Origin of the sequence: Bradyrhizobium sp. B124, assembly GCF_038967635.1 — a bacterium.
GTDB lineage: Bacteria > Pseudomonadota > Alphaproteobacteria > Rhizobiales > Xanthobacteraceae > Bradyrhizobium.
Genome location: NZ_CP152413.1, coordinates 1,435,708 through 1,459,497, shown reverse-complemented (window position 1 = coordinate 1,459,497; position 23,790 = coordinate 1,435,708). Strand labels below are relative to the sequence as shown.

Below are 23,790 nucleotides of genomic sequence, written 5' to 3'. Positions count from 1 at the left end.
TGAGCCACGGCGGACGTGGTCGGCTAATCCGCCCTACGGCGCTGTGACAGCGGCGGTTACTTGACCTCCATCTGCAAGCCTTCCTTCTCGATGATGCCGGCGAACTTCGTGGTCTCCGCGCTGACGAAATCGGAGAATTGCTGCGGCGTGCCGTAGTCGGCGCGCGCGCCCATGCCGGCAATGTTCTTCTTGACGTCGTCGCGCTCCAGCATCGCCTTGATCTGACGGTTCAGCTCGTCGACCGCGGGCGCCGGCGCCGTCTTCGGCAGGAACACGCCGAACCAGGAGGCGACGTCGAACTTGGCAAGCTCCGGCGCACCCTCGCGCATCACAGGCAGATTGGGCGCGGACTCGCTGCGCTCGGCCGTGGTGACGCAGAGCCCGTTGAGCTTGCCGTCCTGCACCTGCGGCAGCGACGGATAGAGATTGTCGAACAGGATCTGGATGTCGCCGGCGAGCCCGGCCTGCAGCGCTGGGCCGGCGCCGCGGAACGGCACATGCGTCATCTTCAGCCCGGTGAGTTGCAGGAACCAGGCGCCGGTGAGGTGAGGGCTCTGCCCGGTGCCGGACGAGCCGTAGGTTAGCTTGTCGGGGTTCTTCTTGAGGTACGCGATCAATTCGGGGATCGATTTGATGCCGGTCGATGGATGCGCCGAGACGATGTTCGGGATCCGGATCATGTTGGAGACCGCCTGTAGCTGGTCGGCCTTGTAGGTCAGGTTCCGGAAGATGCTGAAGGCGATCGCATTGGGGCCGGGATTGCCGATCAGGATGGTGTGGCCGTCGCCCTTGCTGCGCGCGACCTCCGCGGTGCCGATGGTGCCGCCGGCGCCTGAGCGATTCTCGACGACGACCGACTGGCCCCAGAGCGGCTGCAAATGCGCCGCCAGCAGCCGCCCCATCACGTCGGTCGAGCCGCCGGCCGCCGCAGGCACGATGATCCGGACCGTCTCGGACGGCCGCCAGTCGCCGGCACCGAGACTGGCACGCGGCAGGATCGCCGCCGCCGACAATGCGGCCGCACCCGACAATACCGTACGACGGGAAAATCTCTTGGCTCTCACGCGCGCTTACCCCCTGCTCAAACTCTCTTGATTTTGAGCAAGCCTAGGGGACCGCTTGCCCGTCGGGCAAGCGCGGCAACTTGGCGCAGTCTAGCTTGCGCTCTAGTTGAAGCTCAGCAGCTTGAAGAGCGGTGTCAGGTAGGACATTTCCTGGCCCGACGTCGGCGTGGTCCGGCTGACGAAGTCGAAGATCTTGCCGTCCTTCAGGCCGTAATTGGCGAGCCGGCGCACCTGGCGGTTCTTGTCGAAATAGACCGCGATGACGCGCTGGTCGACCACGCGCTGGTTCATGAAGGCGACCGGGCGCGAGGTCCGCTGCGAGATGTAGTAAAACACCTCGCCGTCGAGGGTTGCGACCGTCGAGGGCGTGCCGAGCACGATCAGCACCTGATCCTGGCTCGCGCCGATCGGAATCTGCTCGAGCGCTCCGTCGGGCAGGATGTAGCCCTTCTGGAATTGCTCGCCGGCGCAGCCGCCGAGCGCGGCAGCGCAGAACAGACCAACGACCGCGAAGGCGCGGAAGCGCGTGAAGAACCCGCGCGCGGAAGCCGTGCGAGACTGTCTTGGAAGAGTGTGGTTCATCGGCGGAACTGATCCGTCCCCTTGCATCGGCCGGAGCATTGACGTACCGGGCAGCTCAATGGATTGCAATCATGCCGAGCTCCAATGGGCGAACCCTCAACAGGCGTCCTTTGGGGGGCCGGCAGCCGGAACCCGCTATGCTTTGGCCGTTCAATCACTTCAGAAGACCCCGGGTGCCCGCGCGCAGCACCATTGAGATCATCTATGGCATGATCGTGACGCAGGCGCGAGAACCGTTGTTTTACCGTGACTTGGGCGTTCCGGACACGGTTAATGGCCGTTTTGACCTGCTTCTGATGCATCTGTGGCTGGTACTGCGGCGATTGAAATCCGCGGAAGGCGGCGTCGGGCTGTCGCAGGCCCTGTTCGATCATTTCTGCATCGACATGGACGACAATCTCAGGGAAATGGGCGTCGGCGACCTCACGGTGCCGAAGCGGATGCAGGCGTTCGGCGAGGCCTTCTACGGCCGCACCGCGGCCTATGATCTGGCGCTGACCGACAGCGACGAGGCCTTGGCCCAGTCGCTATGCAAGAACATCTTCAATGGTCAGAACATCGACAAGGCCCGCGAACTGGTCGTCTATGCCAGAGAAGCGATGGCAGTGCTGGCGCGCGCGGACCTCGCGGCCCTGACCAAGGGGGCATGGCGCTTCCCGGCGCCGCAGGCTGCGAGGACCACGGCATGAGCGGCGGCAGCACAGGGCGGCCCAATGCCGCGCGGGACCCTTGGCGCGTTCTCGTCAGCGTCGCGCAGATCCCGGATACCGGGCTGCATCGCGAGATCGTGGCCGACGAGGCCACGCGCAAGGCGATCGCCGAGGTCGGCGAGTTGCGCGAGGTCGTCTCCGCGCGGGCGGCGTTCGATCTGCAGCCCAAGCGCGACGGCAGCTGCCACGTCACCGGCCGGGTTTGGGCCAGGGTCGGGCAGACCTGCGTGGTGACGCTCGATCCGATCGAGAACGAGATCGACGAGCCGATCGACGTGTTGTTCGCGCCGCCCGAGCAGATCCCCGAGATGGCCGACCTCGTCGACGACGCCGAGCAGGGCGATGAGGAGACGCCGGATCCGCCGGAGCCGATCGTCGGCGGCTTCATCGACATCGGGCGGCTCGCCACCGATGCGCTGTTTCTCGGCGTAGACCCCTATCCGCGCAAGGCGGATGCGGTCTTTGAACAAGAGGTTGAAGCGCCTGATCCGGAAAATCATCCCTTCGCCGCGCTCAAGGCGCTGAAGGAAAAGGCTGACGGCAAGAAGCCCAAGGGAAGTTGAGCGAAGTTGGGGGGAGTTGAGGGAAGCAGACGGAACTTGAGGGCAGCCAGCTCCAACATTTGAGGGGATGGCTTGCCTGCAGGCCTGCGCGAGGGGGATTTCCAGTTACTTCAAGTATGCGTCATAATGGTTTGAAATGTCATGTATTTCTGGTAATTCTTGATGTGTTGCGTGACGGTTCTGCGCCTTGCTTGTTTGTGGTCAAGAGGTTGTGTCGGACCGCGGACACGCTATTGTCGCGGCCCGGCGTTTCGCCGCGCGCCGGTGACGGCGGTGACTTCAAGCTCGCGGTCTTCATCTGAAGGGCTGTGGGAGAGCAGGCTTCCGGGACGTTCATGCCTCATAAGGTTCGAATCGCGCTTGACGCCATGGGGGGCGATGTCGGCGCATCGGTGGTCATTCCCGGCGCCGCGATCTCGTTGAGCCGTCATCCCGACAGCGAATTTCTGCTGGTCGGAGACCGGGCCCTGATCGAGCCGGAGCTTGCGAAACATCCTGCGCTGAAGGCGGTATCGAAGGTGATCCATACCGACGTCGCGGTGAAGAATGACGAGAAGCCGAGCCAGGCGCTGCGGCGGACCCGCAGGGCGTCGTCGATGTGGCTGGCGATCGATGCGGTGAAGCACGGCGAGGCCGATGTCGCGGTCTCCGCCGGCAACTCAGGCGCGCTGATGGCGATGGGCAGCATCAATCTGCGGACGTTGCCGGGCGTCGACCGCCCGGCGCTCGCTGCGGCGTGGCCGACGCTGCGCGGCGATTCGGTGGTGCTCGATCTCGGAGCCTCGATCGGCGGCGACGCCCGCCATCTGGCGACGCTCGCGGTGATGGGCAGCGCGATGGCGAGCGTGCTGTTCAACCTCGAACGGCCGACCGTCGGCCTGCTCAATATCGGGTCCGAGGAGATCAAGGGTCACGGGGAAATCCGCGAGGCCGCCGAGATGCTGCGCGCGATGAACGCGCCCCAGTTCAACTATATCGGCTTTGTCGAGGGCGATGCGATCGGCAAGGGGCTCGCCGACGTGATCGTGTCGGAAGGCTTCAGCGGCAATATCGCGCTCAAGGCCGCCGAGGGAACCGCGCGCCAGATGTTCACGCTATTGCGCGAGGCGATGTCGTCGAGCTGGCTGGCGCGGATCGGCTATCTGTTTGCCCGCGGCGCGTTCCAGAAGCTGCGCGACAAGCTCGATCCCAACAAGTCGAATGGCGGCCTGCTGCTCGGCCTGAACGGCGTGGTGGTCAAGAGCCATGGCGGTATCAACGCGGAAGGCTTTGCCTATGCGGTGGATGTTGGCTATGAGATGGCCCACTACGATCTCCTCACCAAGATCAATCAGATGCTCAACCGCGATGGCGGCGCCCTGGTAAAGGCGCAGACCGCGCAGGAGGCTGTCTCGTGACTGCGATACGTTCGGTAGTGCTCGGCTGCGGCTCATATCTGCCGGAGCGGGTTTTGACCAATGCCGAACTGGCGAGCCGAATCGACACGTCCGATGACTGGATCGTGCAGCGCACCGGCATCAGCGAGCGGCACATCGCCGCCGATGACGAGTTCACCTCGCATCTCGCGATCAACGCGGCGCGCGCCGCGCTCGCCGATGCCAAGATCGACGCCCAGTCGATCGACCTGATCGTGCTGGCGACCTCGACGCCCGACAACACGTTTCCGGCGACCGCGGTCGCGGTCCAGCACGCGCTCGGCATCAACCACGGCGTCGCGTTTGATCTGCAGGCGGTGTGCTCCGGCTTCGTCTTTGCGCTGACCACCGCGGACAATTTCCTGCGCGCCGGGGCCCACAAGCGGGCCCTAGTGATCGGCGCCGAAACCTTCTCGCGTATCCTCGACTGGAACGACCGCGGTACCTGCGTGCTGTTCGGCGATGGCGCCGGCGCGGTGGTGCTGGAAGCGCAGCAGCATTCCGGCACGACGGACGATCCCGGCGTGCTGACGACGCATCTGCGCTCGGACGGACGTCACAAGTCGAAGTTGTTCGTCGATGGCGGTCCCGGCTCGACCAGGACAGTAGGCCATCTTCGGATGGAGGGCCGCGAGGTATTCAAGCACGCCGTCGGCATGATCACCGATGTGATCGTCGATGCGTTCAATGCCACCGGCTTTACCGCCGACGACATCAACTGGTTCATTCCGCACCAGGCCAACAAGCGAATCATCGATGCCTCGGCCCACAAGCTGCATATTGCGCCGCAGAAGGTGGTCTTGACAGTCGACAAGCACGGCAACACCTCGGCGGCCTCGATCCCGCTCGCGCTATCGGTTGCCGTGAGGGACGGACGCGTCAAGAAGGGCGATCTGGTGCTGTTCGAGGCGATGGGCGGCGGCTTCACCTGGGGTTCGGCGCTCGTGCGCTGGTAGCGCATCGGCAAAGAGTATCGGCAGGTTGCCGGCATCTTTCCAGCGCCCGGATGCTGGTCGCTGTTGACCATTGCGCGCTAAGCTTTTAATTTCAGTCAAGAAATTGTTCGCCGAGAGTGCGGGGCAGGCGATGACCACGGGAACCGGAAAAACAGTGACGCGCGTCGATTTGTGTGAGGCGGTCTACCAAAAGGTAGGTCTGTCGCGCACGGAATCGTCGGCGTTTGTCGAGTTGGTGCTGAAGGAGATCACCGATTGCCTGGAAAAGGGCGAGACGGTGAAGCTGTCCTCATTCGGCTCCTTCATGGTGCGCAAGAAGGGCCAGCGTATCGGGCGCAATCCAAAGACCGGCACCGAGGTGCCGATCTCGCCGCGGCGGGTGATGGTGTTCAAGCCGTCGGCGATCCTGAAGCAGCGGATCAATGGCCATGCCGTCACCAATGGCGACGGCAGCAAGGCCGACTAGCGCGTTTTCAAGCGAAGTGGATACCCGGTTCGCGTGAAGAAGACGCGCCAAAACCAGAATCCGGAGCCCCGTTTCGATCGGAACGGAAAGGGCTCCAGGCATTGAAGCCAGAGGAGCGGGCATTTGGACAAGGCGCCGGATGCGTTCCGTACCATCAGCGAAGTCGCAGATGAGCTCGATATTCCCCAGCATGTGCTGAGATTCTGGGAAACGCGCTTCGCGCAGATCAAGCCGATGAAGCGCAGCGGCGGACGCCGCTATTATCGCCCCGACGACGTCGACCTGCTCAAGGGCATCCGCCGGCTGCTCTACGGCGAGGGCTACACCATCCGCGGCGTGCAGCGGATCCTGAAAGAGCACGGCATCAAGTCTGTGCAGGGCATCGCCGACCAGACCGCCGCCGTCTCGTTCGGCGCGGTCGAGGAGGCGGTCGGCAACAGCATGGCCGAGCCCGACGATCTCGAGAGCAATGACGGCCTCGATTTCGACGGCGAGGAGGGCGACGGCGACGAGGGGGGAATCGACTACCGATTCGTCGATCCCGATGTGGATCCGATCCTGTCGACCTACAAGGCGCACGCCCACCCGGGCAAGGCGTCGGCTACGCCGCCGGTGCGCCCGACCGTTCCGCCAGTCGATCGGGAGCGGCTCGAACGCGCGCTGCAGGAGCTGGTCGCCTGCCGGCAACTGATCGACGCGGCGATGAAGGACGGCTGAGCCAAGGAAGCTGCCATGGGAACCGGGGCCGGATTGCAGCCCTTAAAGGGCCTGCTCCGCCTTGCGCGAACGCAGGATCGCAGCTAATGGAACGGCATCGGAGCGTGGCGCAGCCCGGTTAGCGCACTAGTCTGGGAGACTAGGGGTCGGAGGTTCAAATCCTCTCGCTCCGACCATTTTCCTTAATGCATTCAATGGCGGATCGGGACGGGCGGTTGCCAACGCACCGCCCGTTGCCATTTGGTTGTCAATTTCGTTCGCGCAGCGTTCTGATTTTCGAGTCCGTTCTCATGGGAACGAAGGGTGCTGGCCGGTTTTATCCCCTAGTGGCCTAAGTTGAATTTGGGAGTGGCCTGTTTTGAACTAACCGAGCGGAAACCGGAGCTTGGGCGATGTTCTCAGTAGGACACAGAGAACCCAATTGGATGTTCTGCCCCCATCAAATTCCATAGGGCGCCTTCTGTTCTGGTGGCTGGCAGCGCCTCGTTAACTTTTTGCCAATGTGTTCTCAATTGACCAGTAAGACGGCTACCGGACATGCGAGCATTGCCCCATCACCGAACCATCAACGGCAACAATTGGTGACTGAGAGTATCGTGCTCCCGCCTGAGTTAAGGCGCGAAAACATGGCCTACCATTCAGACGACTTATGCCCGGCATGTCTAACGGCAATGCCGCTGGTGCGCATCACCCGACGGCCGCGGGGCCTTCAAATCCGCACCTATGAGTGCCAGGTGTGCGAGGACATCCACCAGATTGTCGCCGATCTGGTTGACCCCATGAAATCCCTAAAGACAAACCGCTGGCTTCGCGGGGAGCTGCACGCGCCCGTCTGACGTCTCACCGAAAATCGTTCCATGTGAGGATTACTGCGCGCCCTAGGAACAAGTGTTCACTTTGTAACTTAAGGCAGGTTGGTAACGAGGCGGGAAAAATCATGGAACGCAAACTTGATCGGCTAAAAGCGCAATCGCTTCTAGCAGTTGCGCTGAGTACCTGCATTCTCTTCGCCAGCGTTACCATGCTGATGGTCCGTTGAGGCCGCCTCAGTTGTGGTCCCCTTGGAAACCGGCATGAAGCAAGTGATGACGATCCGCGTGGAAGCTGAATTGCTGGCGCGAGCGCATGAGCAGGCAGAGCTAGAGAACCGAACGCTGACCAATTTTATTGAGACGGTTTTGAAAGAACGTCTGGAGGAGTCCGATCCACCCCCGAAGCGGAAGCGATGAGATAAAATGTAGTAAGACCGCCTTAGTTGGTGGCCTCTTGTGTCGTTCTCGCCCATGTACGGCTGGGCACTAATTGCACTGGCGCAACTGCTCTATCGGCGTAGGCTATTTGCCAAACGCGCTGGGGTTGCGTCATGACTGACATCTACAAGGTGTTTGCCATCGCTCTCGGACTTTGCCCTGTTGCACTGGCGGCCGCCGCTCTGCTTTTCGGCTAAACGCAACCTCGCTCGGCGCATCGAGCCGGGTAGATGGCCCCAGCAACTAGCCTTCCTTCACATAGGCCCCCAATGGTTGCTGGGGTCGCTCAATCAGAGGCCGCCTCAGTTGGCGGCCTCTTTTCCATCCCGGCTCGCCTTGTCTCGGTAGTCCTCCAGCTTCTGGATTGCATTGGCCGCAAGCACGCCGCGACGAGCAAGGTACATGTCAATCACGCGCTGCGCCTTGTCGACCGTCCAGCAAAGCGCCTCGGCGATCTCGGGCGCTGTCGCGCCGGCCTCCGCCAGCAGCGTAGCGGCGGTGCCTCGGTTGTCATGGAAATTGAGCTCACCTGCACCAACCGCGTCCGCGTCCTCGCGCCAGTGCTCATTGAAATAGCGCCGTGTATAGGCCTTCCCTGTGGGTGTGAGCATCACCAGGGCGCCGGTGCGGGTCAGGCAGTCCAGATGGGCGCGCAGCTCGCGTGTGGCGGGGATCCAGAGCAGTTTGCCGGTTTTCTGGGAGCGGATTTGCACGCGCTGGCCGTCGTAGCGCGTCCATGGGAATTTCCGGATGTCGATCGCCCGCATTGCCGTGTTGCGGACCAGGATCATGGCGGTTTGCATCGCCGGCCGGGCCGTCCGGATAAAATTCTGCTGCAACTCCTCCGCCCACGTCTGTTCGGAACGGTTGCTCTTGTACAGCCGCTCAAACGAGGGGATCGGATGATATTTGATCCGCCGTTTTTCCTTCGCGAAGCTGAGCACGCGGCACAGTGCCGACATGAGGTTGTCGGCTGATCGGCGCGAAGCCTTGCCAATCTCCTGATGCCACGCGAGCGCGTCGGCGGCGAAGGCGTCGGCGTCATCCTGGTTGTTGAACGTGTCTTCGGGAACGGTGCCCCATTTGGTCTCAATCCTTTTGAGCTTCCATGGATACTGTTTCCGGGTCTCCTCGCTGAGGGTGTTGAACGTCTCTGACGTATCGAAAAAGCGGATCAGATCCGTCAGCGTCTTTTCGCCGGCGCGCCGGGCTTTCCTCTCGGCCTCGGCGTAGGTTTCAACGAGGCGGTCAGGGTCGAGGGGCAGGCCGGTGGCGCGGTGGTACAGAAAGACCTTGATCGAACCGTCAGCCATGCGCTTTTTGGTGCGCTTGATGCCCTTTAGCCTAAGCGGCTTCTGTCTTACGCGCATTCTCGGCCTTCCACCGCTGATAGGGGGACAGTTCCGGCTCGGATGCTGTCACAAGGCCGCTGGCGCGGTCTAGGGCGGCGTCCAGTGCCTTCCGGTCCCATCGGGTGGTCCCGGGGATAGGGCCTGGCACAATGCCCTTGGCGCGCCACTGATCGAAGGCAGCGAGGGTCTCGCAGCCGCAGTAATGGGCCGCTTCCTGCTTCGATAGGCCGCGCTTCAATATCCCCTCCATTTTTCGATCGGTGATGATGCGGTGCGCCTGGCCGGCGCCTTTGCGAAACTGCGGCTCTGGATCTTCTGACGCGACGGCGGGAGTGCGCCGACGTGCTTTGCCCGCTTTCGGTAGTTCCGGGATTTCTCGGCGACGTCCTGGGCCGTTTTCTCCTTGTGCGGTTTCCCGCGCAGGATCGGCGCCATATTGCTTTCGCGGTTCTCGCCGCCGTTGATGAGCGCCTTAACGTGGTCGACGTCCCAATGGTCGCCGGGCCGGATCTTGATGCCGGAAAAATGGCAGATGCCGCCGAAGCTCTCGAAAATGCGCAGGCGGACATGCGGCGGCGGCCGGCTGTCGTCGGTTTTCCCGATCCACTCGGCGACGGTGCGGCTCATTCGCTGGCGGCCTCCCAGCGGCGGCACGCCGGCGCCTTCACCAGAATGTCGGTGCCGCGGCTCCGGGTCCATCGACCGCGGGACAGTTCGCATTTGGCAAAATGGCGGCTGCGGGTGATGTGCTCGCAGCTCCCGCACGTCTCGCCGCCCGGGCCGGTGCCCGGCGGCTGGAAATAGCCGCGCGGCTGGATGTAGTGCTTGCCACGCTTCTTCACGGTGACGGTCTCGCCGCCCAGCGTCGTGAACGTCAGTTGCCCGGTGTCGGTCAAGCGGCGTTCTCCTGCAACTTCGGATCGCTCCAGCGAACGCCGTTCTCGGCGCCATATGCGAACATGCTTTCGATGAGGTCGGACATTTCCTTGACGCCAAGGTCAGAGCTGGATTGCCCGTAGGGAATGAAGCTGCCCGTTAGCGATGGGATGAATTGCGCTTCGCGGCCCAGCTCATGCAGGAAGATCACCTTCCACTGATCGGTCGACCAGCGACGCCCGTTGAGGGTGCATTGGCGGGCGATGTCGGTCAGCATCGCCCACATGCGGTCGTTCTGCTCAAGCGTGCGCTGCGGCTCCTTGAACTCGACGCGCGTTCCCGGGGGAAGGCGCATTATCCAGTCAATGGCCTTCTCCCGGATCGCGCGGGACGAGAGGACGAGGAGGGCGCGGCCTGTCATCGCTTCACCAATTCGTCGGGGTCGAGATCGAACCGCCGGCAAAGCTCGACGGCATAGCTCGAGCCGAGTAGAAAATTGTCCATGACGGCTTCCCACCTGGCGTGCTGCTGCCCCTTCCGGCAGTCGCGGGCGCGGCTTTGGATCACGGCGCGGCGTAAAAGCTCGCTGTCGGGAATGCTGGCAACGCTCATGCCGCCACCGCCTCGCCATGCCGGCGGATCTGCGCCACAACGGCGTCAAGCTCGGCGTTGAACCGGTCGACTTCGGTCGCGAGGCTCTGGATGTACTTCTCGTCCCGGTGCGTGCGCTTCCGGAACAGCGGCATGCCCTTGTAGCCTACGGCGATGTCCCACCATTGCCGGCCGGTGACCCAAAGCGTTCCCTGCACCTGGGCCTTGTGCTCGGGCGGGAATTCGTCCTTGAGGATCGTTTCAATCAACAGGTGCGGGGACTGGCTCTTGATTTCCAAGCCGCCATCGGTGCCGATCAGGCTATCCGGCGAGCAACCGACGCGGCCGTTTCGGATGAAGCCGACGCGCTCGAGTTGCGCGCCGGTCTCGAAACAATAGAGGTCGCGCAGGATCGGCTCGAATTCGTGCCCGCGCTCGGTGTAGTCGTTGGAAAAGCTCTCCATCTTCTCGCCGCTGATGATCTCTCCGGCGAGTTTCAGCATGTAGGCGCGGCGGGTCTTGCCTTCGCCCTTTGCCAAGATTGCCTTGAATTGCGAGGCGGTCGGGATGCCGCGGCGCGCCGCGAACCACTCGGGGGAATTCTGTTCGACGTTGATAATCTGCACTGGCTGGCCTCAGTAGTTGACGGAAACGTGGGGGATGCGGCCGGCGTCGAGCGCCTTCCACAGGAAGCTCAATTGTTCTTCGGTAAGGCCGCACTCCATCGTGATTGCGTTGCAGATTTCGGCCTGCACCTTCTGTCGGTGGCGCTTGTTCGCCTGGCGCTTCTGCTCGGCGGCTTCCTCGGCGGCCTTCTTCGCCGCGGCGTCGCGGGCTTCCTGTTCGATGCGCTCGCGCTCGGCCTTGCGGGCGCGCTCGATCGCCTCGGCGGCGCGCTTCTGTTCTTCCTCGCGCACGCGAGCAACGGCGGCCTCCTGGTCGCGCTTCGCCTGCTCGGCGCGGGCCTTCTCGCGTGCCTCGGCCTCGATGCGGTCGCGCTTGGCTCGCTCGGCGGCTTCGCGGTCGCGCTTGGCTTGCGCCTCGGCTTCCTCGCGGGCGGCCTTCTCTGCGCGCAGGGCCTCGGCCTCGGCGCGGAGCGCTTCCAGTTCGGCGCGCTCGCGCTCGATCGTCTCGGCGGTGGTGAGTGCTTCGCTGAGGGTTTTCAGCGCCTCCACAACGGCGGCGGTGCCGCGCTCTCCGAATTCCTGCCAGTCGCGGCGCCCGTACCCTGCAACGATGTCGACTAGCTCGCGGATCAGGCTCGCCGGCTTGCCTGCGGCCTGTCGGGCGGCCTCGATCACGGCGACAATCGCGCCTTCGTGCGCGCTGACGCGGTTCGCCTCGGCTTCCTCCCAATCGGTGACGGGCTTGCGGACTTCCTCGTTGAGGAGGTCGAGCCGGTCGCGCAGCGTCTTGCGCTCCTTGTCGATCGCGGCGGATTTCGCCTTGATGTCGGCGACGTGCTCCTTGCCGATCTCATCGAGGATCGTCTTGGAACGGGCCACCTTGTAGGCGAGCGACTTTGCCGCTTTGCGGCCGGCTTCCGTCGAAATGTCGATAATCTCGCCGCGAACCTGCGTCTCGATCGCGGTCAGGATCGCGTCAACTCGACCGGTGCCGAACAGCTCGGCGGCAGTGATCGCCGGGACAACGGCCGGCTCAAGAATGCTGTCGAGGGTTACAATCGAGTTCATGGATCAGGCCTTCCGGAATTTGGCGAGCGCATTGACGCAGGCGCCGAAGTGGGTTGCGGGGATGTCCTCAATCCGCTTCTGCTTGGCCCAGCCAAGGAATGCGGTTTCGCTGGCGCCCTTGGCTTCCAGCTCGTCCCGGATGAATGCGACCTGGTCGGCGCTGATTGAGCCGGGCGGCGGCGTGTAAGTGGCTTCCTCGGCGGGCTGCTCGCTGGCGCGGCCGTCGTCGTCAGCGGACGCTGCGAGGCCAAGGGCGGCTTTGAGCGTGTACCGCTGCAAATAGGTGATGGTTGATCCCACCTGCTGGATAGCGTTCTTCTTGCCGCTGTCGTCGCGTCCGCCGGTGAGGGTGGTTTCCTCAAAATGCCCGTCACGGTGCGACACAACGCAAGTGACGCGGACCGGCGCGTTGATCTCCGACGAAACCCGGAACCGATAGGAAAGGCCGTACCGGCTCAAGATCGGGTCGACGGTGCGCGCGATCTCGGCCATATCCTCATGGCTGTACTCGGTGCGGTCGCCGCCGCTCTTGTGATCGAAGCCAACCCGGCGGTTCTTCTTGATGACCGGGATTTCGGCCTTCGCGTCGGCCATCGCGACGTCAAACGCCTTGCGGGCGGCGAGGGCGTCCATTTCCTTCGCGAGCACGACGGCCTCGCGGTAGAGCTCTACGTCACCGGTCGCGAGCGCGGCGCGAACAATGTCCATCGGGCTTGTGGGCGCGGCGGCGGGCGCAACGGCGCGCGGGCGCCGGACGGTGAGCGGCTTGATATTCTCGTTGGGGAGCGGTTCGGCGGACATTTATGCGGCCTCCTGGCTGTGGGCTTCTTTGTCCCTCGCAATCGCGAGGTCGATCTTCGACAAGGCGAGCGCAACAACCGCGCGGGCCTCGGCGAGAATTGCGGTCGAGTACCGGCAGGGCGCGCCTTCGCGCGGTGCCACGTTGAAAATCAGCCCGTCCACGTCGTCGGCGAGCCAAGAAGCGTAGCCTTCAACCCGCTTGTTCCGGGCGGCCTCCGCCTCGCCGGCGTGCTGCTGCTGCTGGTCGGTCATCGGCGGTTCTTCCTCTTCGGCTTGCGGGCAAGCGGGATGTGGGTCAGTTCGCCCGCGAAAATCGGATACTCGCCGCCCCATGCGCGAAACCGCGTTTTCGCGGTCTCTTCCTTGTCCATGCGCTCGACGGCGGCGACCAACTCGGGGGCGCTGGCGTGCCCGCGCTCGTACGCGCGGAGCAGCTTGTTTAGCGTCCAGTCGAACCGGGCATTTGCGACGGCGTGCCGGACGGAGCGCGGCAAGCGGTCGAAGTAGGCCATGGTCCGCTTTTCGTAGGCGACGCGGGACGCGGCGTTGGTGTTGCTCATGCGCCGGCCCCGATCGCTGCCCAAATCGCGAGCGCTCCGATGAAAGCCGTGATGATGAAAAAGTCGCGGATATCGGTGCTGTCGCAGCCGTGGCGCCTCATGAACTTGATCATGTCAGCCCCGCGCGTCCTCGATGACGGCCACAAGGTCGTCAATTGCATCCTGCTCGGTGCGGCCGAAACCCTGGAACATGTGCCCGTTGTCGTCGGGCTCGTCGCTGTCGCGCGTGGCGCACCAATCGTAACGGCGGTCCGGGATCGGCGGGAAAACGTTGGTCGTCACGATCTTGTCGCCTACCTTCTTCTCGGCTTCCTGGCGGTGCAGCCGATCGCAACCGGCGCCCTCGCATTCCTCGCAACGGCCAACGTCGCGCTCAAACTCGGGGTCATCGTGCTGCGGGATGTGCTGGAAAAGCCGGCCGTCGATGCAGCGGACGTCAAAACGGAAATGCTTCATGGGGGTTACTCCGCGGCCTGTGCCATTGCGTCGGCCACGGCCAGCTCGTCCCAGCGATAGGAGAGGGCTTCCGAAACCTCGCCGGTCTCCATCAGCTCGCGCGCGGTTTCAGCGCACAGTGCGGACGCGGCGGCGGTGGTTTCGGTGAATTCCTTCTGGGCGGCTTCGCGCTCGCGCTCCCAGCGCGGCGAGCCTCTGTAGGCGAATGCAGCGGACATGCGGTCCGTAAAACGGGCCTGCTGCTGCTTGGTCGCGGAATTGAAATACCAACCGGCTTCGGCCTCGACGCGCTCGAGCTTTTCGCGATCGGCGCTGAAATCGTCGGGTGCAAAGTGCGGGTTCGGTGAGTAGTAGGACATCGGCGTTTCCCCGTGCTGATGGGAAACACATAGTGGAAGAAATCCCACTATTCAATAGGAAAGTGGGAAAAATCCCCCGAACTTAAAGTTCTTGATTTGTTCTTTCTCAAAAGGCACGATCTCCCACAACCAAAAATGGGAGTGCAGTCGTCATGAGTACAGCGACCTATTATGTCGCACAGCCGTTTGAATTGACCAAAGCGGGGCATTTGGTAGCAGGCACGCCGCAACAGGCGCAGACCGCATCAGCGGCCATCCGAAGAGCCGAGAACTTGGCGAGAAAGGGAGGCGCGGTCGCATTCAGTAGGACAGGCGATCTGTCCACTGGCGACTTTGAAGATGCAGTTGTGTTGAAAACCTTCGGGCAGATCCCCGACGATTTCGGTTAAGTCCTACAACGAACAAGGGTCGCCGGCTTCAACGGCGGCCTTTGTAGAGCCCGACGACTTGGTGACAGATAGGCCAGTCGGCCCGGTGCTCAGTGAACGTCTTCGCTGGATTGTATTGCTCCAGTTTGAACGATCGGTCGTTGAAGCCCAAGAGGTGTTTAATCATCGACTTGGCGTCGCCAGTGCGCGGGTCATGATCGTACAGGATTACGTCGGTGCCGCGTTCGGGTGGCCGGCGAGGGTGGACAAGTGCCATATCGCCCGGACGATAGGCTGGGACCATCGATTCCCCAACAACCAGGACGCCATAGCTGTCCGGCACGCCTTCTAGGATGACCGGCCGCTTGACCCACTCCATTACGTCAGTGTGCACGATCATGAAGCCTTCGCCGCCTTGTGCGGCGGCGTAGATCGGGAAATCGCGGACCCCAACTAGCTGATTGCCGGGGACAAAGGTAGTCGGGGGCGGCTCGGCGAGGGCGGCCGTAAACCCTGGCGCGACCTTGATCCGCGAAGCTCCCGCGCCCAAAAGGTCCGCGACCGTCCAATCAAGGGCGCGGGCAACTTGCTCGTGCTTATCCGAGCGAATGGATGCCTTCTTCCCGTTGATGAAGTCGCGAATGTAGGTGCGTTCGAGCCCGACATTTGCTGCGGCCGTGATAGGCGAGCGGTCCAGCTCGGCGAGCCTGGCAGCCATCCGCGCACGCATATCGGGTTTTAAGTCATTGTCCTTCATGTGGAAATTATCCCACTTAGGGTGGGATTTTCCAAATGGAAACAATCCCACTAAATCCCCTTGTGAAGTAGGATTTATTCCACTATTCTGTTTGGGTGATGCAGCAATCATTCGAACAAGTTTGCAAAAAAAAGCTGTTGGCGTGTGCCGATGCATACGCGAGGCAGCGAAATATCAAGCTTACGACCCTGGGCCGGATTGTCGTCAATGACAGCCGGTTCTTCTCGCAGATGCACGATAGCGGTCGCAGCTTTACCGTCCGCAAGTACGACGAAATCTTGCACTGGTTCTCGCGAAATTGGGCGCCTGGCGTTGCTTGGCCCGATTTGGTTGAGCGGCCTGCCGTTCCCGTAACGCGGGATGCCGCCTGATGCGCAACGTTTCACCAACGTTTCAGCCCGCGGGCGCGCCGTTCAAACGCAGCTATCTGGCGCAAGCCCTGATCGACGTGGGCGCGGTGCTGTTCGGCCTGCTTTTCGTCGGCACGTGGCTCGCTTCGCTCGCGCTCAACATCATCGCTCTGTTTTTGGTTCTGGGGAGCTAGCACGCGCGCGGCGAATGCCGCGAGCGGCTGGAAGGGGAAGGGTTCGTTCTCGTTGTCCGGGATCGTCATGCCGGAAGTGCAACATGACGCCTTTTGCAAGTGTGCAAATTGTTTTGGAGGCGAAAGCAAATGCCGCGGTCTGCGTATCTGGATGAAGCGGTCAAGTGGTCAAAAGACCTTACGAAAATGCGGGTTCGAGGTCCTGGAGACACCGAGCGCGCGATGCGTTCGATAGAGCGTGAGTACGGGGTGGAATACGGGGTTCTGTGGCGGCTTCGCTATCGGCGATCTCAGCTCAAGGACATCGGCGTCACCGCGTACATGCGCCTCAAGGCGGCCTACCAGGCCGAGTGCCAACGTCAATTGAGGATGCTCAAGCATGAAATTGCGATCACCGAAGCGGCGTGCGGCGCTGCATCGGATCCTGTGGTGCAGGCTAAGGCTTTGGTTCGCCAGAACGGGGGGTAGATGACCCCCGCGTTGCACCAACCAACCGAAACGGAATTGAAGGCGCACCGTCGGCGCGCTGCGTTTCGGGCCTCTATTGAGACAAAGGCCGCTGAACTGGCAGCATCCAAGCTGCGGGCCGCAATCGAAGCGACGCGCCCGACGCCTGCAACGGTAAAGCCGGCGCCGATCCACGCTGCGCCGATCGCCGCAGATGTGCTGCTGAACTTCCCGCCGATGAAAGAGCCCTGGTTTTCGATCGAGGGCGCGACGCTCGTCAAGCCGTTGACCATTCGGGACATTCAGATTGCGGTCTGTGATCGCGTCGGGATGACCTTGGCCGAATTCCTCGGCGAGCGCCGCAACGCTCCATTGGTGCACGCGCGGCAAGTCGCGATGTATCTCGCCAAGGTGTTGACCGGTCGTAGCACGCCGGAAATCGGTCGCCGGTTCGGCGGCAAAGATCACACCACGATCTTGCACGCGATCAAGAAAATCAAACGCGAGTGCGGCGACGATCCGTCACCCCCCGAGTGTTTCAAGGTCGAAACCGCCGATCTGGTGAAGTCGCTGCGCGAAGAGCTGGAGTATTGCGATTGAGGCCGCAGCTTACCCATGCGCAACGCGAAGCGCTCCGCTGGCTCTCCGAACACAACGGCGATGGCTGCTTTGACCGGAACGGCGTGCTGCTTGCCGCCGGCGAGCTGGCACCCTTCATGCGGTCGACCTGGAACGCGCTCGCCGCTGTCGGCCTGGTCGAGTTCTACAACCCCGCCGGCAAGGGGCGCGGGCGCGTGCGGCTGACGAAAGGACCGGGCGCCTGATGGCGGACGCGCCGCTGCTCGAGCTGATCACCGCGCCGCCATCCTATCCAGATGGCGTGCCGCCGGATGTCTGCCGGCAGTTCGAGCGCCTGGCGCTCGAGGTCCGCAACGTTGGCTACGAGCGATATTCGGCGGACGCGATCCTGCATCGCATCCGCTGGCATGAGCGGATTGAGCGCGGCAACCGCGCTTTCCGCTGCAACGATCATTGGACCGCGCCGCTGGCGCGCTGGTTCCTCCAAATCCATCCGGAAGCCAAGGGCTTCTTTGAACTGCGCGAAAGGGTCGATGAATGAGCGTTGTGGGGGACGTGGCCGCGGCCGATCGCGCCGAGACGACGGACGAGGCCGTTTTGCGGCTGTGGGGCAACAAACTGGATACTGAGGCGATTTCGCGGTGTCTGCGCTTGCCTGAGTATTTCGTTGCAAATCGCCTGGCCGAACTGCGCGACGCGGGGCGCCGATGAGCAATCCTTGGTTTCGGATGCATCGGGCAACGATCAACGACCCGAAGGTGATGAGGCTACCGGAGGTCATGCGGTGGCGCTGGGCGGCGATGTTGTGCCTGACGTCGGATGACGGGCTGTTACCTTCCGTCGCTGACATCGCGTTCTCGCTGCGCATATCGGAGGATGATGCCGCTGCGACGCTGCGCCATCTGCACGCCGCTGTGCTGTTCGATGAGATCGAACCGGGCGTTTATGCCGCGCACAATTGGGAGGCGCATCAGTACAAGTCTGACAGTTCGACCGCGCGCGTTCAAAAGCACCGGGACAAGTTGAAACAGCAAGGAAACGTTTCATCGGAAGAGCGAAACGTTTCCGTAACGCCCCCAGAACAGAACAGAGCAGAACAGAAACATAGCTCTCGGTCTGTCGACCGATCGGCGAGTGAGCCCGAACAGATCGACCTCGAGGAAGCGATTGCGGCGAAGCGCGGTGCTGAACCGTCTCGCTTCGATGAGTTTTGGCAGGCCTATCCTCGCCGGGATGGTCCGAACCCGCGCAAGCCGGCGGAAACTCGGTTCAACTCGCTGGTGAAAACCGGCCTCGACCCGGCAATGCTGATCGCCGCAGCGAGGAAGCTCGCAGCCGATGAGAGCGCGCGCGGCAACGTCGGGACGCGCTTCATCCCGCAGGCCTGCACCTGGCTCAATCAACAGCGCTGGTCGGATCATGCGGCGGTCTTTGCGCTCCAAACGATCGGCGGCGAGGCCGCGCACGAAATCGCGATCGAGGATGCCGTGAGGATGTTTGCGCGGAATGGCTTCTGGTCGCGCCACGCCGGACCGGCGCCCGGGCTCACCGGCTGTCGCGCGTCGGCTGAGTTGCTCGCGAAACACGGATTGACGATCGACGGGCGGCGCCTCGAGGTCGTTGCTGCGTGAGTTATCCCGAGAAATCTTAAAACCGTTCGCTTTTCACTAGGCGCTTTTACCAAATCAACCGCTCTCTAAAACCCATGAGCATCGCAGACCTCAAGTCCCGCTTGCCGGATGTGCCCGGTATCGAAACGCTCACGCTTGCGCTCTCGGCCGGACATCAACGTTTGACGTGGGCCGATGGCTCCATGTCCGCAAACGTCGGCGCCTTCGCCTCGGACCAGGACATTGAGGACGCAATCCGCAACGCGCATCGGCTTCCGTCCGTCGCGCTCATCCCCGAAACCTCACAAGGAGCGACCATGAGCGTTACCGGCGCTGGCTTTGCCGGCGGCAATCTCAAGACCCAACTCGCCGCGATCCGCCAGAAGATGCAGGACGGACAAGCCAAGATGGCCGCGTCGCTGGCGAAGATGGACCAGGCCGCGACCGCTCATAACCAACTCGCCGATACCGTGAGCGCGGAAGCTGATGCTCTCCTGGCCGACATCGGTCAGTTCACCAACGGGGGCGAGTAAGGCCCCCTATGGCTCGTCCGTCCGATTACTCCCTCGAACTCGCTGCCCTGATCTGCGACCGGATGGCGGAAGGCGAAAGCCTGCGCACCATCTGCAAGGCCGATGATATGCCCGCCCGATCGACCGTGTTCCTGTGGCTGGCGGCTCACAAAGAGTTCTCGGACCTTTACGCGCGCGCGACCGACGCTCGGGCGCACCTCCTGGCGGAAGAAATCCTCCAGATCTCGGATGATGGCTCAAACGATACCTACCGGGACAGCGACGGGAACGTGATGACCGATCATGACGTGATCGCTCGTTCTCGGCTTCGGGTCGACAGCCGGAAATGGCTGGCGGCTCGCCTGGCGCCTCGGAAGTACGGCGACAAGATCACTCAGGAACATACCGGCGCGGATGGCGGCCCGATCAAGCAGGAGGTCAGCCGCATTGAGCTGGTCGCCGCGCCGTTCCCCGCGAACATGGGGGAAGGCTGATGAACGTTGGGCCTCATGCCGGCGGGTGCCTGATTTGGGCTTACCTGATCCTGATCGGCGCCGCTGTGGCGGCAATCCTCCTGGTTCACGGGATCTTCGGATGAAGCGCGAACCGCTCCACGGCGTTGCTCTGGTCAAAATCTCGACGTCGCCGGCGCGCGTCGACAACGAATTTTATGCCGTGTTCGTGCACGGCGAGATGAGGCCAATTCAATGGGCGTCCTGGTCGGCGGCGAGCGCCCATTTTCACGCTGAGTGCAGCACCGTCGATCGCAAAACAAGGGAGATCGCATGACATCCGGGATCAATAGGCATTGGGTTTCGCTCGCGCTTGTCGCGGCTGCGGCCGTGATCGGCTGCTCGGGCCATGATGGGTGGGGTTGGTGCCTCTTCATCGTGTTCCTGATCGAAGGCACCTGAAGCCAGCAACATTGAAGCCAGCAACATTCACGCAAACCAAGGGGGATGATTTGAGCTCTACCGAACAACAGTTGCAGGACCGCGTACAAGAGCTTGAGGCGCTGCTAGGCGTCGGCAACGACGACGTTTCGCGGCTGTTGACGGTGCTCGATGCCACGCCGCAGCAATGCGAAATGGTCGGGTTCATGCTCAAACGCGCTGTCGCCGGCCGTGAGGCCATGTTCACGGTGCTATTTGGCGCTCGGCCTGAGTGCGACAAGCCGGAAATGAAGTTGATCGACGTGCAGATGGTGAAGGTCCGCGCCGCGCTCGAAAAGGTCGGTATCACCGTCCACACCGAATGGGGCGCCGGCGGCTGGTCTCTCACGCGCGCAGACAAGGCGAGGCTTCGCGCCATGATGGAAGGCCGCGAGCCGCCGCCGGCGGCCGTGCCTCTCGCGGCGCCTCGGCCGTCGCCTATGCCCGCGCCTGGCGCTGTGGAGGTGCCCGCAGCTCGCCGCGGGGCCATGCCAACGGGCGTTCGGCGAAGTGTGGCTTTCTGTCCGCCGGTGTCAGGCAACGAGCCGCGGCAGGCTTGGGAGTTCGCCAACGAGGAAGAGCGGGAAGCGATCCGCGAGCGCCGCATGGCCTTTCTGGAGGGCGCGTGATGGCTACCATCAGGATCAACGGCGCCACGATCACCGCCGGCCGGTCGATCACGATCAACGGAAATCGCGTCTTTGTCGACGGCAAGGATGTGACGCCGGACGCGAAGGACATTCGGATTGAGGTTTCCGGCAATGTCGATCGCCTCGAGGCGGACGCCTGCAACCTCATTTCGGTTGCCGGCGATGTCGGCAACGTCAGCACGCAATCGGGCGATGTCAGCGTGTCCGGCGCGGTCGGCGGATCGGTTCAAACGATGTCCGGCGATGTCGACTGCGGGCCGATCGGGGGCAATGTCGCAACGATGTCAGGCGACATTCGGCGCGGGCACTTCTGATGAAACGTTTCCTCTAGCGTTTCATAACGTTTCGCATGACCGCGGCTCAAATCCTCCTGCCTCCGAAGCTCGTCCCGGTATTCACCGGCGAGGCCATGTACCGCGGCGCCTATGGTGGCCGCGGCTCGGCTAAGACGCGCTCGTTTGCCAAGATGACGGCAGTGCGCGCGATGATGTGGGCCACGGAAGGCCGCGAGGGCATCATTCTGTGCGGCCGCGAGTTCATGAATTCGCTGGCGGACAGCTCGTTCGCGGAAGTGAAGGCGGCTATCGCCTCGGAGCCGTTCCTTGCCGCGTTCTTCGACGTCGGCGAAACCTACATCCGCACCAAATGCCGGCGGATTTACTACGTCTTCGCGGGCCTTCGCCATAACCTGGACAGCATCAAGTCCAAGGCGAAGATCCTGCTCCTATGGGTGGATGAAGCCGAGAACGTGAGCGCGACCGCCTGGACGGTCTCAATCCCGACCGTGCGCGAGGAAGGCGCGGAAATCTGGGTCACCTGGAACCCGGAGCGCAAGAAGAGCGCGACGCATCTCCGGTTTCGCGCGAGCCCGCCGGACGGCGCGAAAATCATTGAGCTGAACTGGCAGGACAACCCGTTCTTTCCAAAGATCCTCAACACGACGCGGCTCGATGACCTCAAAAACCGCCCTGACGAATATCCGTGGGTTTGGGGTGGCGGCTTCCGGACGTTTGTCGCCGGCGCCTATTACTCCAAAGCGCTGCTCGAGGCCAAAGAGCAAAAGCGGATTACCTTCGTCCCGCGCGACCCGCTCATGCAGGTACGCGCCTATTTCGACATCGGCGGCACTGGCGCGCGCGCCGACGCGGTGGCGATCTGGATTACTCAGTTCGTCGGGCAGAAAATCAACGTCCTGGACTACTACGAGGCGCAGGGGCAGGAGCTATCGGTTCATCTGCAATGGATGCGCGATCGGAAGTGGGGCAGCGCCTGGGTGATCCTGCCGCATGACGGCGCCCACGGGGACAAGGTATTCGCCACGTCCTACGAAAGCGCGATCCGGGAAGCTGGCTTTGACGTGCTGGTGATCCCGAACCAGGGGCAGGGCGCGGCCTCGGCGCGCATTGAGACGGCTCGTCGTCACTTCCCTCGGGTATTCTTCAACGAGGAAACCACAGAGGACGGCCGCGACGCGCTCGGCTGGTACCACGAAAAGAAATCGGATGATGACCGGAACGTGGGCCTCGGGCCAAATCACGACTGGAGTTCGCATTGCGCCGACGCCTTCGGCCTGATGTGCATTCATTATGACCAGCCGGCCGGTGCACCGTCGCCGCGCGAGCGCTATCGCGATCGTGGCCGCAATTCAGGTGGAGGCTCGTGGCAAAGTGTCTAGGCCGCTCTTTAAGATCGTCCGCTATCTGGTCTGACCAGACTACGGCATCTATTCGGATAACAGCTCTTTTCTGTGGCGCGATGCGCGGATGCTTTCTCGAAGCATTCGTAGCGTGACCCCGTGAACAATGCGCGCTCGCTCACCGCCTCCTCTAATCATACCCGCAGGTCGACTATCTCTATTGGTGATATCGTCAGGTACGCCAGCCTCCTTAGCGACAATGCGCCACTTGCGTCTAAACTCCGCTGCGCCCCACGGCATGGCGGTGATCTCGTTGATCACGAGAGGTCCGCTGATTGTACGGTGGATCACGTGCTGTAGTTCATCCATGACCATAGGGGCCGTCTGAAGATCGACTTGGATCTGCCGCTGTCGTTTGCCAACGGAGTGCCGCAACACATTGTTCGAATTGATGTTCGACCAGCGCAGGCCCCGTAGCCACTTTTGCTCTCGCCATACAACGTCGGATACACCTTCTTCGGTAAGGGGTACCCATTCTCCGATCACGTCTCTTTGATTCAGCAGAAGCTCAAACTGGAGTGCCTGTGCGAGTGCTATCGATGGCCAACCAAAATCGTGTGCCGCTAAGCGGATTGCGTTGGCCTGATCTAAGGTCATGGTTTGATAGCGAGGACCTATCATTTCAAAGCGCGCGCCCGATAATGCATCGAACAGCCGGGCGCATTCTTTGTCTTCAAGTATAGTTGCCCCAAATCGAAACAGGACGCGAAGCCGCGCCACAAGCGAATGGGCCATTGCTACCTTGTCGTCGTCGCCGAGCCATTCGTTGTACCAGGAGATAAAGTTGCGCATTCGAATGCGCTCGAGCGAGCTGCTCCCATGTTCGCGAGCAATTCGCGATAACAATCGCTCATGTTTGACTCGGACTTCGTATTTAAGCTTGCGAAAGTCGGAGTCTGGATCTGTTCGGTATTCCTCAATCAGCTTTCCGAGCTTCATTCGCGTCTCCGGCTTCAACTTCCGAAGTAGAAAGCCAGCACAATGGCGGCAATCGTAACTGCTCCGACGATGCCTGCAATGCCTTCGGCATGAACGTATGTTCCTACAAACTTGAATTCGATGCGCGGTGTTTCGCTCACGATCTATCTCCCTCTGCGAGAATGTGGCTGCCCAAGTGGACGCCGCCTAATGGGTGACATTCGATCCGCGCTTCAAGCAATCAGGCTCAACGAAAAAAGTGAGAACCGACGTAGAATCAATAAGATGTCGAAGGATGGGGCCCATCAGCGCTCATGAGAAAAGAGCGCTGATGCCCCGCGCGACGCAAAGGCATAGCGGTAAGC

General features: G+C 62.3%; 40 protein-coding genes and 1 tRNA gene. 24 read left to right on the top strand and 17 right to left on the bottom strand.

Annotated features, from left to right (window positions below):
- Positions 1 to 56 precede the first annotated feature (56 nt).
- Both AAFG13_RS06850 and AAFG13_RS06845 read right to left on the bottom strand, forming a co-directional pair.
- Complete coding sequence (locus tag AAFG13_RS06850) at positions 57 to 1,064, bottom strand: tripartite tricarboxylate transporter substrate binding protein (RefSeq protein ID WP_342711551.1); 1,008 nt, start codon at positions 1,062 to 1,064, stop codon at positions 57 to 59.
- A gap of 102 nt (positions 1,065 to 1,166) precedes the next feature.
- Positions 1,167 to 1,646 (bottom strand): outer membrane protein assembly factor BamE, encoded by a 480-nt coding sequence (locus AAFG13_RS06845; RefSeq protein ID WP_249132392.1) that lies wholly within the window; start codon positions 1,644 to 1,646, stop codon positions 1,167 to 1,169.
- 137 nt (positions 1,647 to 1,783) lie between these two features.
- Between AAFG13_RS06845 and AAFG13_RS06840 the strand changes: the two genes are divergently transcribed.
- From AAFG13_RS06840 to AAFG13_RS06805, 8 genes are all read left to right on the top strand, one after another.
- Complete coding sequence (locus tag AAFG13_RS06840; protein WP_342713562.1) at positions 1,784 to 2,335, top strand: ubiquinol-cytochrome C chaperone family protein; 552 nt, start codon at positions 1,784 to 1,786, stop codon at positions 2,333 to 2,335.
- On the top strand, positions 2,332 to 2,919 hold the full coding sequence (locus AAFG13_RS06835; RefSeq protein ID WP_342711550.1) for a DUF177 domain-containing protein: 588 nt from the start codon (positions 2,332 to 2,334) through the stop codon (positions 2,917 to 2,919). Before AAFG13_RS06840 ends, AAFG13_RS06835 begins: the two co-directional genes overlap by 4 nt.
- A gap of 335 nt (positions 2,920 to 3,254) precedes the next feature.
- Positions 3,255 to 4,316 (top strand): phosphate acyltransferase PlsX, encoded by a 1,062-nt coding sequence (gene plsX, locus AAFG13_RS06830; RefSeq protein WP_342711549.1) that lies wholly within the window; start codon positions 3,255 to 3,257, stop codon positions 4,314 to 4,316.
- Entirely contained in the window at positions 4,313 to 5,290 is a 978-nt protein-coding gene (locus AAFG13_RS06825; protein ID WP_212314986.1) for a beta-ketoacyl-ACP synthase III, read from the top strand. The genes plsX and AAFG13_RS06825 overlap by 4 nt, the downstream gene beginning before the upstream one ends.
- A 130-nt stretch (positions 5,291 to 5,420) precedes the next feature.
- Positions 5,421 to 5,756 (top strand): integration host factor subunit alpha, encoded by a 336-nt coding sequence (locus tag AAFG13_RS06820; protein ID WP_021079083.1) that lies wholly within the window; start codon positions 5,421 to 5,423, stop codon positions 5,754 to 5,756.
- A 123-nt stretch (positions 5,757 to 5,879) separates the two neighbouring features.
- Positions 5,880 to 6,473: a MerR family transcriptional regulator gene (locus AAFG13_RS06815; protein WP_212314981.1), complete on the top strand. Its 594-nt coding sequence runs from the start codon at positions 5,880 to 5,882 to the stop codon at positions 6,471 to 6,473.
- Positions 6,474 to 6,571: 98 nt separating this feature from the next.
- Positions 6,572 to 6,649, top strand: a tRNA-Pro gene (locus tag AAFG13_RS06810).
- A gap of 897 nt (positions 6,650 to 7,546) precedes the next feature.
- A complete protein-coding gene (locus tag AAFG13_RS06805) occupies positions 7,547 to 7,702 on the top strand; it encodes a hypothetical protein (protein WP_342711548.1) in 156 nt (51 codons plus the stop codon).
- Between the two features lie 323 nt (positions 7,703 to 8,025).
- On the opposite strand, the gene AAFG13_RS06800 is transcribed toward AAFG13_RS06805, so the two are convergent.
- From AAFG13_RS06800 to AAFG13_RS06755, 10 genes are all read right to left on the bottom strand, one after another.
- Positions 8,026 to 9,093, bottom strand: a complete 1,068-nt coding sequence (locus AAFG13_RS06800) for a tyrosine-type recombinase/integrase (RefSeq protein ID WP_342711547.1) — start codon at positions 9,091 to 9,093, stop codon at positions 8,026 to 8,028.
- 216 nt (positions 9,094 to 9,309) lie between these two features.
- Positions 9,310 to 9,702, bottom strand: coding sequence for an HNH endonuclease signature motif containing protein (locus tag AAFG13_RS06795; RefSeq protein ID WP_342711546.1), 393 nt, complete (start codon positions 9,700 to 9,702; stop codon positions 9,310 to 9,312).
- Positions 9,699 to 9,971: a hypothetical protein gene (locus AAFG13_RS06790; RefSeq protein ID WP_342711545.1), complete on the bottom strand. Its 273-nt coding sequence runs from the start codon at positions 9,969 to 9,971 to the stop codon at positions 9,699 to 9,701. Before AAFG13_RS06790 ends, AAFG13_RS06795 begins: the two co-directional genes overlap by 4 nt.
- A complete protein-coding gene (locus AAFG13_RS06785; RefSeq protein WP_342711544.1) occupies positions 9,968 to 10,372 on the bottom strand; it encodes a recombination protein NinB in 405 nt (134 codons plus the stop codon). Before AAFG13_RS06785 ends, AAFG13_RS06790 begins: the two co-directional genes overlap by 4 nt.
- Positions 10,369 to 10,563 (bottom strand): hypothetical protein, encoded by a 195-nt coding sequence (locus AAFG13_RS06780; protein WP_342711543.1) that lies wholly within the window; start codon positions 10,561 to 10,563, stop codon positions 10,369 to 10,371. The genes AAFG13_RS06785 and AAFG13_RS06780 overlap by 4 nt, the downstream gene beginning before the upstream one ends.
- Positions 10,560 to 11,168 (bottom strand): lambda exonuclease family protein, encoded by a 609-nt coding sequence (locus tag AAFG13_RS06775; RefSeq protein WP_342711542.1) that lies wholly within the window; start codon positions 11,166 to 11,168, stop codon positions 10,560 to 10,562. Before AAFG13_RS06775 ends, AAFG13_RS06780 begins: the two co-directional genes overlap by 4 nt.
- A 9-nt stretch (positions 11,169 to 11,177) precedes the next feature.
- Positions 11,178 to 12,236 carry a hypothetical protein gene (locus AAFG13_RS06770; RefSeq protein WP_342711541.1) on the bottom strand — a complete coding sequence of 353 codons (1,059 nt, stop codon included), beginning with the start codon at positions 12,234 to 12,236 and terminating at the stop codon, positions 11,178 to 11,180.
- Between the two features lie 3 nt (positions 12,237 to 12,239).
- On the bottom strand, positions 12,240 to 13,037 hold the full coding sequence (locus AAFG13_RS06765) for an ERF family protein (RefSeq protein ID WP_342711540.1): 798 nt from the start codon (positions 13,035 to 13,037) through the stop codon (positions 12,240 to 12,242).
- Entirely contained in the window at positions 13,038 to 13,289 is a 252-nt protein-coding gene (locus AAFG13_RS06760) for a hypothetical protein (RefSeq protein WP_342711538.1), read from the bottom strand. It abuts the gene before it with no gap.
- Positions 13,286 to 13,597, bottom strand: a complete 312-nt coding sequence (locus AAFG13_RS06755; RefSeq protein WP_342711537.1) for a DUF6525 family protein — start codon at positions 13,595 to 13,597, stop codon at positions 13,286 to 13,288. The genes AAFG13_RS06760 and AAFG13_RS06755 overlap by 4 nt, the downstream gene beginning before the upstream one ends.
- Before the next feature lie 39 nt (positions 13,598 to 13,636).
- Here AAFG13_RS06755 and AAFG13_RS06750 point away from each other — a divergent pair, with 39 nt between their 5' ends.
- Entirely contained in the window at positions 13,637 to 14,113 is a 477-nt protein-coding gene (locus AAFG13_RS06750) for a hypothetical protein (RefSeq protein WP_342711536.1), read from the top strand.
- Here the strand turns inward: AAFG13_RS06750 and AAFG13_RS06745 are convergent.
- Complete coding sequence (locus AAFG13_RS06745; RefSeq protein ID WP_342711535.1) at positions 14,059 to 14,412, bottom strand: hypothetical protein; 354 nt, start codon at positions 14,410 to 14,412, stop codon at positions 14,059 to 14,061. The genes AAFG13_RS06750 and AAFG13_RS06745 overlap by 55 nt on opposite strands.
- Before the next feature lie 152 nt (positions 14,413 to 14,564).
- Between AAFG13_RS06745 and AAFG13_RS06740 the strand changes: the two genes are divergently transcribed.
- Positions 14,565 to 14,801, top strand: a complete 237-nt coding sequence (locus AAFG13_RS06740; protein ID WP_342711534.1) for a hypothetical protein — start codon at positions 14,565 to 14,567, stop codon at positions 14,799 to 14,801.
- A gap of 28 nt (positions 14,802 to 14,829) precedes the next feature.
- On the opposite strand, the gene AAFG13_RS06735 is transcribed toward AAFG13_RS06740, so the two are convergent.
- A complete protein-coding gene (locus AAFG13_RS06735) occupies positions 14,830 to 15,537 on the bottom strand; it encodes a S24 family peptidase (RefSeq protein WP_342711533.1) in 708 nt (235 codons plus the stop codon).
- 107 nt (positions 15,538 to 15,644) lie between these two features.
- Positions 15,645 to 15,821, bottom strand: coding sequence for a hypothetical protein (locus AAFG13_RS06730; RefSeq protein ID WP_342711532.1), 177 nt, complete (start codon positions 15,819 to 15,821; stop codon positions 15,645 to 15,647).
- 86 nt (positions 15,822 to 15,907) lie between these two features.
- Between AAFG13_RS06730 and AAFG13_RS06725 the strand changes: the two genes are divergently transcribed.
- From AAFG13_RS06725 to AAFG13_RS06660, 14 genes are all read left to right on the top strand, one after another.
- Positions 15,908 to 16,081: a hypothetical protein gene (locus tag AAFG13_RS06725; RefSeq protein WP_342711531.1), complete on the top strand. Its 174-nt coding sequence runs from the start codon at positions 15,908 to 15,910 to the stop codon at positions 16,079 to 16,081.
- 129 nt (positions 16,082 to 16,210) lie between these two features.
- On the top strand, positions 16,211 to 16,549 hold the full coding sequence (locus AAFG13_RS06720) for a hypothetical protein (RefSeq protein WP_342711530.1): 339 nt from the start codon (positions 16,211 to 16,213) through the stop codon (positions 16,547 to 16,549).
- Positions 16,550 to 17,128: a helix-turn-helix domain-containing protein gene (locus AAFG13_RS06715; RefSeq protein ID WP_342711529.1), complete on the top strand. Its 579-nt coding sequence runs from the start codon at positions 16,550 to 16,552 to the stop codon at positions 17,126 to 17,128. It abuts the gene before it with no gap.
- Complete coding sequence (locus AAFG13_RS06710; RefSeq protein WP_342711528.1) at positions 17,125 to 17,352, top strand: hypothetical protein; 228 nt, start codon at positions 17,125 to 17,127, stop codon at positions 17,350 to 17,352. The genes AAFG13_RS06715 and AAFG13_RS06710 overlap by 4 nt, the downstream gene beginning before the upstream one ends.
- Entirely contained in the window at positions 17,352 to 17,648 is a 297-nt protein-coding gene (locus tag AAFG13_RS06705) for a hypothetical protein (RefSeq protein WP_342711527.1), read from the top strand. Before AAFG13_RS06710 ends, AAFG13_RS06705 begins: the two co-directional genes overlap by 1 nt.
- Positions 17,645 to 17,818, top strand: coding sequence for a hypothetical protein (locus AAFG13_RS06700; RefSeq protein ID WP_342711526.1), 174 nt, complete (start codon positions 17,645 to 17,647; stop codon positions 17,816 to 17,818). The genes AAFG13_RS06705 and AAFG13_RS06700 overlap by 4 nt, the downstream gene beginning before the upstream one ends.
- Complete coding sequence (locus AAFG13_RS06695) at positions 17,815 to 18,738, top strand: hypothetical protein (protein WP_342711525.1); 924 nt, start codon at positions 17,815 to 17,817, stop codon at positions 18,736 to 18,738. The genes AAFG13_RS06700 and AAFG13_RS06695 overlap by 4 nt, the downstream gene beginning before the upstream one ends.
- 74 nt (positions 18,739 to 18,812) lie before the next feature.
- Positions 18,813 to 19,250 (top strand): hypothetical protein, encoded by a 438-nt coding sequence (locus AAFG13_RS06690; RefSeq protein ID WP_342711524.1) that lies wholly within the window; start codon positions 18,813 to 18,815, stop codon positions 19,248 to 19,250.
- A gap of 8 nt (positions 19,251 to 19,258) precedes the next feature.
- Positions 19,259 to 19,723: a terminase small subunit protein gene (locus tag AAFG13_RS06685; RefSeq protein WP_342711523.1), complete on the top strand. Its 465-nt coding sequence runs from the start codon at positions 19,259 to 19,261 to the stop codon at positions 19,721 to 19,723.
- A 100-nt stretch (positions 19,724 to 19,823) separates the two neighbouring features.
- Entirely contained in the window at positions 19,824 to 20,018 is a 195-nt protein-coding gene (locus AAFG13_RS06680) for a hypothetical protein (protein WP_342711522.1), read from the top strand.
- On the top strand, positions 20,015 to 20,143 hold the full coding sequence (locus AAFG13_RS06675; RefSeq protein WP_342711521.1) for a hypothetical protein: 129 nt from the start codon (positions 20,015 to 20,017) through the stop codon (positions 20,141 to 20,143). Before AAFG13_RS06680 ends, AAFG13_RS06675 begins: the two co-directional genes overlap by 4 nt.
- Before the next feature lie 11 nt (positions 20,144 to 20,154).
- Entirely contained in the window at positions 20,155 to 20,790 is a 636-nt protein-coding gene (locus AAFG13_RS06670; protein ID WP_342711520.1) for a hypothetical protein, read from the top strand.
- A complete protein-coding gene (locus tag AAFG13_RS06665) occupies positions 20,790 to 21,125 on the top strand; it encodes a hypothetical protein (protein ID WP_342711519.1) in 336 nt (111 codons plus the stop codon). Before AAFG13_RS06670 ends, AAFG13_RS06665 begins: the two co-directional genes overlap by 1 nt.
- A gap of 35 nt (positions 21,126 to 21,160) precedes the next feature.
- Positions 21,161 to 22,486, top strand: a complete 1,326-nt coding sequence (locus AAFG13_RS06660; RefSeq protein ID WP_342711518.1) for a phage terminase large subunit — start codon at positions 21,161 to 21,163, stop codon at positions 22,484 to 22,486.
- 48 nt (positions 22,487 to 22,534) lie between these two features.
- Here AAFG13_RS06660 and AAFG13_RS06655 read toward each other — a convergent pair whose 3' ends face one another.
- The gene (locus AAFG13_RS06655) at positions 22,535 to 23,446 is read right to left on the bottom strand and encodes a hypothetical protein (RefSeq protein WP_342711517.1); all 912 of its coding nucleotides are present in this window, start codon (positions 23,444 to 23,446) and stop codon (positions 22,535 to 22,537) included.
- A 14-nt stretch (positions 23,447 to 23,460) separates the two neighbouring features.
- Positions 23,461 to 23,586 (bottom strand): hypothetical protein, encoded by a 126-nt coding sequence (locus AAFG13_RS06650; RefSeq protein ID WP_342711516.1) that lies wholly within the window; start codon positions 23,584 to 23,586, stop codon positions 23,461 to 23,463.
- Positions 23,587 to 23,790: the final 204 nt, after the last annotated feature.